12 protein-coding genes and 2 pseudogenes are annotated in these 13,127 nt (G+C 56.3%); 9 read left to right on the top strand and 5 right to left on the bottom strand.

Translation table 11 applies throughout. The features are described 5' to 3' along the window. Both ACERI1_RS15585 and aglF read right to left on the bottom strand, forming a co-directional pair. A partial coding sequence (locus tag ACERI1_RS15585) for an IS6 family transposase (RefSeq protein ID WP_373619366.1) occupies positions 1-407 on the bottom strand: 407 nt, incomplete at its 3' end. 188 nt (positions 408-595) lie between these two features. Further along, positions 596-1,339, bottom strand: coding sequence for a UTP--glucose-1-phosphate uridylyltransferase AglF (gene aglF / locus ACERI1_RS15580; protein ID WP_373619364.1), 744 nt, complete (start codon positions 1,337-1,339; stop codon positions 596-598). A gap of 139 nt (positions 1,340-1,478) precedes the next feature. On the opposite strand from aglF, the gene aglM reads away from it, so the two are divergent. Beyond that, positions 1,479-2,762, top strand: a complete 1,284-nt coding sequence (aglM, locus tag ACERI1_RS15575; RefSeq protein ID WP_373619362.1) for a UDP-glucose 6-dehydrogenase AglM — start codon at positions 1,479-1,481, stop codon at positions 2,760-2,762. Here the strand turns inward: aglM and ACERI1_RS15570 are convergent. Then, a pseudogene (locus tag ACERI1_RS15570) lies at positions 2,759-3,200 on the bottom strand (RNA-guided endonuclease TnpB family protein); the annotation flags it as partial. The gene aglM and the pseudogene ACERI1_RS15570 overlap by 4 nt on opposite strands. Positions 3,201-3,229: 29 nt before the next feature. On the opposite strand from ACERI1_RS15570, the gene ACERI1_RS15565 reads away from it, so the two are divergent. The 5 genes and pseudogenes from ACERI1_RS15565 (at position 3,230) to ACERI1_RS15545 (ending at position 6,140) form a co-directional block, all read left to right on the top strand. Next, positions 3,230-3,520 carry a UPF0175 family protein gene (locus ACERI1_RS15565; protein ID WP_176703998.1) on the top strand — a complete coding sequence of 97 codons (291 nt, stop codon included), beginning with the start codon at positions 3,230-3,232 and terminating at the stop codon, positions 3,518-3,520. Then, the gene (locus tag ACERI1_RS15560; RefSeq protein ID WP_373619359.1) at positions 3,521-4,033 is read left to right on the top strand and encodes a DUF3368 domain-containing protein; all 513 of its coding nucleotides are present in this window, start codon (positions 3,521-3,523) and stop codon (positions 4,031-4,033) included. 143 nt (positions 4,034-4,176) lie between these two features. Then, positions 4,177-5,432, top strand: a pseudogene (locus ACERI1_RS15555) (RNA-guided endonuclease InsQ/TnpB family protein). An 82-nt stretch (positions 5,433-5,514) separates the two neighbouring features. Then, on the top strand, positions 5,515-5,733 hold the full coding sequence (locus ACERI1_RS15550; protein WP_373619358.1) for an antitoxin VapB family protein: 219 nt from the start codon (positions 5,515-5,517) through the stop codon (positions 5,731-5,733). Next, on the top strand, positions 5,730-6,140 hold the full coding sequence (locus ACERI1_RS15545; protein ID WP_373619356.1) for a PIN domain-containing protein: 411 nt from the start codon (positions 5,730-5,732) through the stop codon (positions 6,138-6,140). Before ACERI1_RS15550 ends, ACERI1_RS15545 begins: the two co-directional genes overlap by 4 nt. A 122-nt stretch (positions 6,141-6,262) precedes the next feature. Here the strand turns inward: ACERI1_RS15545 and ACERI1_RS15540 are convergent, their stop codons facing one another. Next, positions 6,263-8,743, bottom strand: coding sequence for an SWIM zinc finger domain-containing protein (locus ACERI1_RS15540; RefSeq protein ID WP_373619354.1), 2,481 nt, complete (start codon positions 8,741-8,743; stop codon positions 6,263-6,265). A gap of 152 nt (positions 8,744-8,895) precedes the next feature. Then, entirely contained in the window at positions 8,896-9,063 is a 168-nt protein-coding gene (locus tag ACERI1_RS15535) for an HVO_A0556 family zinc finger protein (protein ID WP_373619352.1), read from the bottom strand. A 227-nt stretch (positions 9,064-9,290) separates the two neighbouring features. On the opposite strand from ACERI1_RS15535, the gene ACERI1_RS15530 reads away from it, so the two are divergent. The 3 genes from ACERI1_RS15530 to ACERI1_RS15520 all read left to right on the top strand — a co-directional run bounded on the left by ACERI1_RS15530 (position 9,291) and on the right by ACERI1_RS15520 (position 12,507). Further along, positions 9,291-9,800, top strand: coding sequence for a hypothetical protein (locus ACERI1_RS15530; protein ID WP_373619350.1), 510 nt, complete (start codon positions 9,291-9,293; stop codon positions 9,798-9,800). Then, the gene (locus ACERI1_RS15525; RefSeq protein ID WP_373619348.1) at positions 9,797-11,758 is read left to right on the top strand and encodes a hypothetical protein; all 1,962 of its coding nucleotides are present in this window, start codon (positions 9,797-9,799) and stop codon (positions 11,756-11,758) included. Before ACERI1_RS15530 ends, ACERI1_RS15525 begins: the two co-directional genes overlap by 4 nt. A gap of 359 nt (positions 11,759-12,117) precedes the next feature. Further along, positions 12,118-12,507 carry a type IV pilin gene (locus ACERI1_RS15520; RefSeq protein WP_373619347.1) on the top strand — a complete coding sequence of 130 codons (390 nt, stop codon included), beginning with the start codon at positions 12,118-12,120 and terminating at the stop codon, positions 12,505-12,507. Positions 12,508-13,127 lie beyond the last annotated feature (620 nt).

Below are 13,127 nucleotides of genomic sequence, written 5' to 3'. Positions count from 1 at the left end.
CCCATGCCATCAACGAGAAACTCCGCGTCTGCGACGCGGTGTTTCTCTTTCAGCTCCTCTAAGAACTGTTCAGCGGGATCTCGGCCCCTGTGCTTCGAAAGTCGTGCATGGAGCACGACTTTCGAATCGACATCAATCGCAGCGTAGAGCCACGCTTTCTCTTCGTTCCCGAGTTGAATCTGTTTCTCATCGACCGCAACACGGTCCGGTTCTGCTGTGAAGTCTTGCTCGTAATAATCAGCGTAGGCTTGGTACCAGTGCTGGATCGTGGCTCGGCGTCGTTCGACGCCGAACCACTCACAGAGGTCTCGACACTCTGCTAACGAGGCCGCTCCAGCATGGACAGCGCACGCCAGCCTGATCAGCCAGGCTGGCGTGCGCGTCCGATCACTATCCAAAAATTCCACATCAGAAGAACCCGTTACATCGACTTGAAGTTCTTCGAACAGCATGTTCCCACTTCCCTCGAAGAACTCCGCTCAGTTCAACCTCAATCTAGCAGTGCCGGGATCGCCGTAATCTCATATCTACTACGCCGCTCTTACTTCAAGAGTGTTCGCCTTACTCTAAATGGAAAAAAGAGGACCAGTCTCGACTAATCGGATATGGCCGCGACGGCGGCCTCGCTCTCCTCCTGCAGACGCTGTTCCGCCTCGTCGCGGTCTTCCGGATACCCAACATCGATCCGCCAGCCCTCGAGTCCGATCGCATCGATTGTTCGCCCACTTTGGATCAGCAGGTCGATCGCCTCGCTAATCTCGTATTCGCCGCGATTGGAGGGCTGGACCAATTCGCAAGCGGAGAAGATCGCCGGCGTAAACGTATAGAACCCAGTCATCACCAGATTCGATGGCGGCTCCTCGGGTTTCTCGACGACGTCTGTGATCTCGCCGTACTTGTTGGTATCACAGACCCCATAGCGCGACGCCTCCTCCCACGGCACCTCTTCGACGAGGAACGCTGCATCCGCACGATCCTCTTGCTGGCGCCGGACAACATCCTCGAGATTCGCGTTGAAGATATTGTCCCCGAGGATTAGCATGAAGTCGTCGTCGACGTACTCTTCGACGGTCAACAGTGCGTGTGCGAGTCCCTTCTGTTCGCGCTGGTGGGCATACGTGATCGGCACGCCGCGGTACTCGTCGCCGTAGTGGTCGATGATCTTCTCCTTGAGGTAGCCGACGACCACGACGAACTCGTCCGCACCGAGATCGACAAGATTGTCGAAACAGTGCGTGAGAATCGGTTTGCCGTCGACCTCGACCATCCCTTTGGGTTTGTCTTCCGTGAGCGGCCGGAGCCGCGTTCCCTCCCCCGCAGCGAGAACGACTGCTTTCATTACGTCTCAAATGATAATTCTATCCGTATGGCTTTTCTGGTTATCGAATAGTCAAAGCCAACACTGCAAAGACCTGCTCGAGATCACACGGAACCAGTGATCACAAGGATGATTTACGCGGAAGCGGCTGGTTCAGGTAATGCATATCACTGTCATCGGGAGCGGCTACGTCGGAACGACGATCGCTGCCTGTTTTGCTGAGTTCGGCCACGAAGTGACCGCGATCGATATCGACGAGGAGATCGTCGCGACACTCAACGACGGCCAAGCACCGATCACTGAACCCGGCCTGGATGACCTTCTCGAGACCCACGCCGGTGACCGCCTCACGGCGACGACCTCCTACGACGCTGTCCCTGAGTCGGATGTAACTTTTCTGGCGATCGGCACGCCGTCGAACGACGACGGCAGTATCGATCTCGGTGCATTAGAAGCAGCCGCCGAGGCGACCGGCGAGGCACTCCGCGAGAAATCAGAGCGCCATCTCGTTGTGATCAAGAGTACGGTGACGCCGCCAAGTATTCCAGAGCAACTCGAACCGGCGATCCGCAATGGCGCCGATGACAACGACGCCGTCGAAGTAGGCATGAACCCCGAGTTCCTTCGAGAGGGAAGCGCAGTCATCGACTTCCAAAATCCCGACAAGCTCGTCTTTGGCACGAACTCTGAGTGGGCATCGAACCGCCTCCACGAGGTATTCGAGCCGGTACTCGACGCCGAGACGCCAGTCGTCGAAACTGACCCCCAGACGGCCGCGATGATCAAGTACGCCAACAACGCGTTCCTCGCGTCGAAGATCAGCCTCGTCAACGACCTCGGAAACATCTGCAAGGAGTTCGGGCTCAACGCCTACGAAGTGATGGAGGCCATCGGCCTCGATGATCGGATTTCAGAACAATTCCTCCGCAGCGGTGCCGGCTGGGGCGGCTCATGCTTCCCGAAGGATGTGAACGCGATCATCGCAGCAGCGCGCGAGGAAGACTACGATCCCGCACTGCTCGAGGCTGCTGTCGAGATTAACGACCGCCAACCGAGACGAATGATCAACCTCCTCAAGAACCATGTTGATCTTCAGAGCGCACGCATTGCGGTTCTCGGCTTATCATTCAAACCGCAGACGGACGATATCCGGAACTCCCGTGCGATCCCTGTGATCGAGTCACTCCTGAGTCACGGAGCCGATGTCGTCGCGTATGATCCGATCGCTATCGACAACATGGCCGAACGGTTCCCTGATATTGACTACGCGCAGACCGCTGCAGAGTCGCTTCGTGGCGCAGACGGTACGCTCGTCGTCACCGACTGGGACGAATTCAGCGACCTCGATACCGAATTCGACGAGATGACGACCCCTGTTGTCATCGATGGCCGACGATGTATCGAGCATCGGGAAGGGATTGTCTACCAAGGTCTCACTTGGTAATCGCACTCAATGCGCCCATCTACCTGTGACAGCGAACGTGGTCGCGGTGGAACGTCGCACTCCGCTTGTCGTACACCGCGCTATCGGCAGAAAAGTGCGGTTACGATGTGTTCTCACCGCGTTCGAGACGAGAGACTCCGCTTTTGACGGCTTCGACCGCCCTGCGAATCCCTTTTTGGACGAGATTCGCGGTGAGGTCGGTTTCGTCGCGGAGTCAGTCTAGAGGGCGCGTTCTGCTTTCGCTTTGGAAGTGACGTGGTAGCCGTCGTCGTCACCAGAAACGCGCGGCGTTTCTGGTTGGCAACCAGATTCCTCCGGAATCTGGTGACGCCCGTGCCAGCACCATTCGCTCGCGGTGTTGGCGCAGTGTTTGAACTGCTCGACAGTTTCTTGAAGGGGAACGTCGCCTCTTTCGGGAGGGTTGAGGCGCCGAAACATTTGTATACTTTGTATACTATGTAAACAGTATGGGATCGATCTCGGCACGTGTGCCCGATGAGTTGGAGACTGAACTCGACGCGTATCTTGAGGACGAGAACCTCGACCGGAGTACGGCCGTTCGGAAGCTGCTCTCCGAGGGCCTCGAAGAGTGGCGACGCGAACAAGCACTCGACCAACTTGCAGCTGGAACCATCACATTCAGTAAAGCGGCTGAGATGGCAGGGATGTCCGTCTGGGATTTTGCTCAGCTCGCTAAAGAGCGTGACATCACCTGGGTGGCGGACGATCATCTTGATGCAGATCTCGAGGCGCTGTGAATGTGGGTCTTCGACGCGACGCCGCTCATCTATCTCGCAAAGGTTGATCGACTCACGCTCGCCCAACACCTCGAAGCCTCGTGTGTGATTCCTGAGCGAGTCTACGAGGAAGTTGTCACAACCGGCATTGACGAAGGATATCCGGACGCCCGTCGTATCGAGCGAAGTGTCGACGCTGACCAATTCGAAGTCGTGGCGGTTGAAACCACCCCGTTGCTGTCACGGCTCCAAAACAATAGTAATCTCAGTGACGCTGACGTCACCGTCCTTGCCTGTGCCGATTCGTATGACGGTGTGGCTGTGATGGATGAGACGTATGGTCGTGACGTCGCCGCGGCCGAGGGAATCACAACTCGGGGCACGGCGTATCTCATCCTGAAACTCGCGAAGCAGGACGCGATCGATGTCGACGACGCACGAACTGCGATCGATAAGATGATCGACGAGGGGTGGTATTGCGCTCCTAATGTCTACACGAAAATTGTTCAGAAACTCGATACGCTTTCGAAGTGAACTGGTGCTGTTTCAACTGAAGCGGTAGCGCGGAGTCCCCTTCGTCAAGGAACGAGCGAAGCGAGTGAGTAGGGAGGGGAGGAGCGCGTTCGGATCGGTTACAAACATCTGACTATGAGTAATCTAAACTCTACATTGAAGCTGTGGCGGACGACTACGTGCGTCGGACGGCAATCACTCGTCTTGAAGTCACGAACGAGCAGCGCAACCTTCTCGAAGATACTATCTCCGAGTGGAAGCGTGGTTGCCAAATCGCCGCCGACATGGCGTGGGGCAAGTGCAATGCCAAAAGCGACGTGCAACCCCTCGCCTACGACGACGTGCGCGAACACACCGATCTTGGTAGTCAACACGCGATTCTCGCCACCCACCAAGCCGCACAATCCATCACCGGTTGTATCGAACGTCGGTCCAAAAGCAAGAAAGTGAGCAAACCGACCTTCACCGCACCCACGGTGAAGTACGACACCCGGACGACGACGTTGTTTGACGACGACACCGTGTCCCTCTCCACCACCGAGAACCGCGTCCGGTGTCCGCTTGCCCTCCCCGACGCCGACGATGGATACCAGCGGCATACCTCAACTCGGAGATATGGTGCCTCACCGAAAGTACACTCACCGCCCGTAACGGCGACTACTTCTTGCATATCGGATTTCGTCGACCCAAGAACGATACCGAACGGAACACCGCCGAGGACGGAACGGTCCTCGGGGTTGACCTTGGTATCGAAAACCTCGCCGTTACCAGCACTGCCTACTTCTTCAGCGGGCGAGAGTTAACCCATAATCACCGAGAGTTTGAGAAGGTACGCGCCGGACTCCAACAGGCCGGAACCAGAAGTGCCCACCGAACGCTCGAACAATCGAGTGGCCGGGAACGCCGATACGTCCGCGATGTACTCCATCAGGCGTCGAACGCCATCGTAGACGAAGCACTCCGGTATGAGTGCGACGTTATCGCGTTCGAGGACTTGACCCACATCCGCGCCCGAACAGGTGCGTCGTGGGGGCACATGTGGGCGTTCCGAACGCTCTACGAGCAGGTGGAGTACAAAGCCGAAGCGGTCGGCATCTCGGTTAAGCAAGTCGGATCGGCGTACACGTCGAAGCGATGCGCCGAATGTGGATTCACGGCAGACGACAATCGCCCGACTCGTAATGACTTCCGGTGTCAGAAGTGTGATTCGGAAGCGAACGCCGACTACAATGCGGCGAAGAATATCGGAATGCGGTATGTCCGTCGGGGCCAACAGTCGTCTCGGCGGACGGGCAACAGTCAGCTTGCCCTGAAGTCTGGAACGGTGACGCCAAGTGGCTGATTCACCGCCCACCCGGAAGGGTTCGAGGCCGAGTTCATGGACAAGCCCCATCCTCAACGAGCGAACCCGTCAGGGTGAGCGAAATAGGGTGGGGTCGTTGACAGCGATAGCATATTATACTGGAGAAATACTTATCGGACGTGCATGCATAAGTGCATACATGAGTACCTCAATTCGACTTTCGGAGGAGGCTAAATCTCGCTTAGATCTCTTTAAAGGCGATGATGAGAGTTATAACGACGTAATCATCCGTCTCACGTCGGACGATAAGTGGGCTGGATTTGGGATCGCATCGAGCACGGATGACGAGGGAATGGATGAGATCCGGGAGGAGATGCGCAGTCGGATGGACGATCACATCGAGGAACTGGAGCAGTGACGCTGCTCGTTCTCGATAACAATCTGTTGAGCGACTACCTGAGTGGCAAAGATGACGCAAAGGTGTTCCTCGAGGAGTACGAGCAGGGTCGGTGGGGAGTCTCCTCGATCGTCCTCTTTGAGTCTCTCATGGGTAGCCTCTACGGGTATATCGATGCTTCTCCGGACGAAATCACCCGGGCTGTGAACGCTTCGATGGAGATCCTCGAGACAACAGAGGAGACTGCGATGGCGGCACACGACTTACAAGAAGAACTCCAGGATCGAGGAGCACCAGTCGATCAACTCGATGCACTGATCGCTGCCTCTGCTCAAGAACATGGAGGACGGTTCGCGACGGCGGAGAAACAGTTCTGGACGGATGACGTCCAGGAAGTCATCCCTGTGGCTAAGTACGATCCCTACTAATCAGATCTTACGCGATTCGCTCTCTCCTTGTTCGCTCCTCGGTTCCGACAGAGCGTCGAACACACGTCACTCACAGGAAGGGGAGGGGATTCTCTCGCTGTATCAAGATGTAACGGAGCGACTCAGTGTCCTGCCGCTTCGAGTTCGTCGAGAAACGCCGGCCGGTTCGAGTGTTTCTCACGAAGATGCTCAACGAACGATGCCAGTTCCGTATCGAATCCGAGTTCCTCCATGTCTCGCAAATATTCGATAACCGTCTTGTAGTGGTCGCGTCCGGTATCGGCCGCCAGATACGGTTCTAGCAGGTCCCGGTACGCCTCGAGGTACGCTTCTGGATCGACCTCGGCGACGGGCTCTCGATACCGCCGAAGCGTCTCGAGGTCGTCACTCTCCAAAACCTTCTCGAAAGCCGTCTCGAGGTCGCCCTCGCGGACATACAGTTCGATCAGTCGGTCGGGGTCGATCCGGCCAAGTTGGGTTCGTAATCCATGAGAGATCGACTCCCACTCCTCGGCAGAACTGGCCGATCGCAGGTCGTCGTAGGCGTCCCAGCCTTCGAAGCGGATGAACAGGGTTCGCAACACCTCTCGATAGCGCTCATCGTCGCGTCCTTGGTAAAACTCGGCTGCCAGCTGATGCACGTCGACAGCGTATGGAAACTCCTCCAGTCCGTTCTCGACGACCTCCCGTGCTCGCTCGTCTTGCCCATCGGCTTGGAGCATGTCGACGTATTGCTGATAGAACTCGCTCCGCTCAGTGTAAACGTCCTCGAGGATCCACAGATACGTCGACAGGAGCTGTTGCTCGTCCACGGAGAGATTTAGCTGCTCCTCAGGACGACCGTCTCCACCTCGAGACCCGGTTGTCCCCGCGTTCTCGCCCGGCCGTGGCTCCATGTCCTCGAGGATCGTCGTGAGCGTCGCACCGACGAAGTCCGTCACCTCGAGCGGACCGACAGCCAAGTGGTCGACATCCAGTTCGCCACCGGTGAACAACTCGACCTCGAGTCGCCACTGGGTTGGATCTGGAAGCCCCGCATCAGTCTCGACGGCATCGTCGATATCTGCCTGCGATGTCTCACTTTCTGAGCCGGACTCGGCTGTAGCGACTGCTTCCGTCTCGTCACTGGCGATACCATCCAGCGCTGGAAGGTTAGATTGCACGAGCGAGAGCAGGTACTCGAGGTCATCAGCTGTGGGACACACCTCACGGAGCGCGTCGTCGTAGTAGTCACGGACAAAACGGAACTCAGCAGTTCTGTACTGCTCGTAAAGATACTCGAGGTGCTCATGCCTCGTCTCGGCGTCGAACTCTGCCTCGCAAAGACACGCGGCGTAGGCATCGATGGCAGACTCGAGTTGGAGACCGTAGTGGCCACCACTGTCATCGATTCGTTCCAGATTCTCGCGTATCGCCTCCGACAGAGCCTGGTAAATCTCGAGGGCACGCTCGTACTCACGGTTCTCCCGATAAGTCGCTGCGAGGTCGTCGTAGTCAGTGAACTCGAGATGGGTGTCGTACTCGACGATCCCGCGGCGGTTGGTGGCGTTCTCGAACCGGCGGTCAATATCTCGCTTGTAGTCGGCGACACTCTTCTCGACCGGCTGGCCGACTGTCGCGAGAAACCGCTCTCGAAGAGACTCGTTGTCGGCGAGGATCGAACGCAGAAAGCCCTGAAGCGTCTCGACATCCGCGGTCTCGAGTGCTGACTCGAGATCGTCGCCCGCTCCCGCCTGCTCGAGGGCCCCGGACTTCGACGTACTCGATGGTTCGTCTGGAATCGTTTCCCCCTGATCTTGGAACTGCTCGACCAGCTCGTCGTATCGGTCTCGTACCGCCAGCAACACAGCGACGATGTGTTTGCAGTCACCGGCGTAGTCGTACGGACAGGAACACCAGCCATCGAAGATCTCGGCAGCGAGGTCCACCGTTGTTCGATATTCCCGGCTCCCCCGTACCTTTGCAGTTACTTCAGATCCCTCAATCGTGAGGTCCCGTATACGCCCGTCTTCGAAATAGGAGACCCCGCGCTGGAACGACTGTGCGGTACAAAGATCTCGAATCGCATCGCGGGTTGGCTCGTGAATCTCGGCGGCGGACACGTCGGTGGTGTCCCCGTCTCGAGACTCGGAATGGGAACCGGAACCGGACGAGTCGGGTGACCACGACCAGTCTTCAAGTGGGACCCGCTCGGCCACTGTGGGCGTCCCCCTCGCCTCGACTTCCTCGAGAAAGCCAATGGCAGTTTCCGTCGGGTCGACGTTCCCCCAGCCGTGGTGGGTCCCCCAGAACTCCGTTGCCCACACGAGCTCGTCGTCGACGACGATGCCGACGTTCCCCACGATGTCCTCTCGGTCGCGATACCGCTTGGAGGGGGCACCGCCGAGCCCTTTCTGAAGTGGCTTGTTGTACGTGAAATCACCCCAGGCGTCCTCGAGTGACCGGGTCTCGGCTTCACCGACGAACTCCGGCGGCGCTCGCTGTGGATCGACCTGTACGACTTCGACTGGAATCGCGTGGTCCTCGTGAATCGACTCGAGGAGCTCGAGTGTCCGACGGTGATCGACCCCGACGTCAGCTTCTGCGTAGTACCGGAGTTTCATTTGTTGCTCGAGTGCGTACGCGAGAGTAGTACCAATCGCGTCTTGATGGCTTTGGCATCGCTACTCGAGGACGCAACCAACGCGTTCCTCGCGTCGAAGCGCAGCCTTGGTATCGATCTCCGCTACAAGAGCAATCGCCTACAGCGATCGAGTCACCACAGTTGGACAGTGGGAGTGTCACAGCTCTCGCACAGAATTGCCTGATTGCCCTTATATTCGCCCGATGTCAGCAGCCCGTCTCCACAGAAAGAACAAGTCTGATCGGTCAATTGCTCGAGCACCACGTGTGCGTCATCTCGCCCCTTCCTAGCAGTCTGCATTCTAGCTGAGACATTTTAGACTATCTGTATATACTTTCTGTCCGTAGAGAAGGAATCTCCTGTACAGAAGACTCAGTCTGCCCACCGTCTTTTCCATTGTTCTACCGCCGAGTTTCGCTGCAGAGAGTAGTTTGGAAAGATGGAGACTTCCTACCCACCCGCCACCTAGGTTTCACAGCCTCCCATCAACATGTTTATTTCGTTTACTTTCAATATGGAGAATCAGTATGGTCACACACCGGGCCGTGTCGGTCATCGTCATTGGAGTCATCACTGCGACGGTGTTTGCCTCGGGCCCATTTGTGCCGGTGGATTTCACGACTTACGATAGTCCCTGCGACGGTGGTGCGCTCTCGAGCGAAGGAAGTGCAACGATCAAACCATCATCAGTCCCCGAATCGGCGACCTTTACACGGTCCGAATTCGGGGCGGAAGTCTGGAAACTGGACGTGCCCGACGCGACAGTGCAGGCAACCGATGTCCAGGGCTGTGTAAGACTCACCTACGAGATCAGTATCGATACGCTCGGTCTCTCTTCGTTATCTACAGCAACAGTGAGCACCCAATCCTCCGAAAAAGTCCAACTTTCCATCCCGAAAACCACTCTCAGCCCGGATCGGATCAACGAGGACCACTACAACGCAGAGGTGCGCCTGATCTATCACGGGCTGGAGAACGGAGATACCGTTGAGCGACCAGTGACCAGCCAAAACATCACAGTGGAGGTCACAGAATGAGCTATCGATCACAATACCGTGACACTCTCGGCAACCATTCAGAGAGAATCGCTGCCATCGTCCACCGTCTCGGTCGACTGGTATTCGGTGACTATGGCGGTGTCTTCGTCTTTTTGCTCTCGTGTAGCACAGCGATGGTCCTCTGGCGGACGACGTTCTCGATCAACGATAACCTGGTCGTCGCCAATGGACTGGTCGCGCTGAGCGACGGGAACCTCCACGTTATCACGCCGACGTATGGCGAGACGCTTCAAGCGCCCGGTATGGCCGAGTACAACGGCAAAGCATACCCCCGGAACTTCGCACACATCGTCCTCGCGCTTCCGTTCCTCTGGGTGCTCGAGACCATTGCCGCAGTCGCGGATATCCGCATCGCGCTCGCAGCACTGTGGAGTCTTTCGGTGTTTGCCACCATCAGCGTCGGCGGCCGACTGATCAATCGCTACGAGCCAGCCCATCTCATCGGCAGTATCCTTGCACTCATCACGTTCGTCGCCAGTGTGGCACGTGCAACACCGTTTCCGCTTACTCATCTCGCATATCCTGCCCTCCAGCTCGCAACGATCGTCGCTGCGGCCGGCTGTGCACTCGTCACCTATCGACTCTTCTCGCACATCTATTCTTCCGACATCGGGCTCGCGGCTGGCATCGCGAGCGGCGTCGCCTCACCCGCTCTGCTCTGGGCGACGATCCCGAAACGACACGTGCTCACAGCCTTGTTCGCACTGCTCACGCTGCTTTTCCTCTACCGAAGCCGAGAGACCGATCGAATCTCGACGTACCGGCGATACAGGGCGATTGCCTACGTTCCAGTGGGGCTCACTGCCTGGTTAAACGCATCTGAAGGGCTCGTTCTGCTCGGCGCACTCGCCATCGCCGATTTCACCACTGCTCGAGAAAACAGTGTCCGAACGCTTGCGACGGTTGCAGTGGGTTTTTTCGGTTCGCTGCTGCCGTTTTTCCTGACGAACTACTTGATCTCTGGCGATCCGTTTACGCCGCCGCGGATGCTCGACCGGTACGGTGCTGATGCAGTGAACACTCCCGTGAGTGAAGATCTGACTGGTGCGAGCGATAGCTCAGGAACCGGAGCTAACGGTACCAGCACTTCGGATGGTGGTAATACGAGCACTTCGGATGGCAGTGGTACCAGCACTGTCGACACCATTCTCGAGGGCATTGTGAGCGCAGCAGCCGGACCGCTACTCGGCACTGTCGACAGAGCGCTGCTCTTCACGGAGTTTCTCTCCCACGGCCTCGAGGCCGTCCGGCAGGAACCGGACCGACTGTACCACACGTTCGTTCGGAGCGGCTACCTCGAGTTTTCCTCGTCCGGTGCGACCGGCCTCGCGATCAATGTCGCCTTCTTGGAAGCGCTCCCGATTGCAGGCGCACTGATCGCTACACCCATCGTTGCCGTCCGGACGGTATTCGACAAACTCGTCAGAAACACGTCTCCAGGCCTTCGATCTAGTCCGCTCTTTGCCGCCGATGTTTTCGTCGCGATCTATACTCTCTTAATCACACTGCTGTACATCTATCGATTGCCGATCCATGCAGCACTCACCGTCCGGTACGTGTATCCGCTGTTCCCGCTCGCCGTCTACGGCGTTGCCCGTCTTTCGTGGGTCCGTGCGACCGTGACCGAGCGGCCACTCTGGCTTGGTCTTACGTACGCGGGGAGTATCCTCATCGGTGGCCAACTCATCCTTGTTGCTGTCGTGCTGAACGGCTACACCGCTGACGAGACGATTCAGGGCATCGCCCTTCTCAGTCTGGCCGTCACGGCCGGAACTGGACTGTGGAGTCTTGCCGGAGCGGTCGACCGGACGAATTCGTCCGTTGGGGCGGCCTTGTTGGGCGTGGGGAGCGGACTCGCAACTATCCTCATGTGTGTGTTCGCGTTTTCGTTTTTCGGACCGACTGCCAAGTTTGTCCTCTCACTGCTCCCGGTGTAGGCCAACGAACAGTAATGGTGGACACTAAGCGTAAAAATAATGATAACATCATGTCTTCGTCTCTGTAACGATCCCACAAATTGAGTGATAGAGAATCGCCAGACTGCATCGCTTCAAGACTGCGCTGTAGGTCTTCTATCGATCGCTGATTATCAGTTTTGAAAATCTTCGCTTTCGAGAGATGGTCACTATCCCTTAGATATATATGGTGCGGGTTCAGTCATGCTATTAGCATCGGTGACGACGGCTCGAGAAAGCGGGGACGCGGGGTTGGTTCCAATCCCCTTGATCCGCACCTCACCGTTTGGGAAGGGAGCTAAAAAGCTTTCTCACCGTTCACCGCCGATGAAATGATACCCATGTTAGATGGAAAATCGATTCGGCAGAAGCTGATTGGAAACGAGGAGGAACGTGCAGTATCACCTGTCATTGGCGTTATCCTGATGGTGGCTATCACAGTCATTCTCGCGGCTGTGATTGCGGCCTTCGTGCTCGATATGGGCGGAAATCAGAGTGCACCAGCCCAGGCAGGGGTCAGTACCACGGATACTGGTGATGCTAATGGCGACGTTGAAGTGACTATTCAGTCGATGTCGGACAACACTCAGTCGGTTGAATGTACTGACGACCCTGATGATGGCGCTAATAGTGGAAGTAGCGTCGGTGACACATTCGAGTGCGCAGACGACTCAAATATTGTAGCAATCAATAACGACGGGAAGAAAAATATCATCCAAGAAGATATCTAAATAGTAGATAACTAGCAGAAGCAGAGCTAATTGTTTTAATATACTATAGTGCGGATTTCTCCTCTCAGAATCGTACCCTCTGTGTCGCACCTACGTCCTCCATAATATGGTTACATATCGGCGCGACCGTAACTTAATCATGTTGACACTATCTCTATAAGGAAAACCGCACAACTGAGGTACGGTTAAATTGCTGTGTCGGTTGTAGAATCAATATCTAGAGACTGATTCAACACACACACACCAATCAATGAGCGGCAAGCATTCGGCTGTTTCAGCACACTTTTTACGAAGAGTGGTTATCTCCGTTTTCACTATAACACCGAATCAGACGCTAAAACGCCAATCTACGTTAGGATGTATTAATTATGTAGTGACGTAATTTAAATTTATGTGTTGAATAACACGTCTGTGACGCGTTTGTCTCCCGTCCAGCGGCCACGTATCATATACTCACTGTCAGAACTACAATTTTCGTCTCGCGATCATATAACGTCCCGAAGGAGTCGGCAGTGCGGCGGCACCGTTCGATCCAATGGGGGTCAAATCAATAAAGTAACGGCGACCGTTTTAAACAGCCTATACTATGATTCAGATACCCTATATCACGAATTAGCTCC

It is taken from the genome of Natrinema sp. HArc-T2, assembly GCF_041821085.1.
Classification (GTDB): Archaea; Halobacteriota; Halobacteria; order Halobacteriales; family Natrialbaceae; genus Natrinema.
Note: the sequence above shows the minus strand (reverse complement) of the source record. Positions and strands in the feature narration are given on the sequence as shown.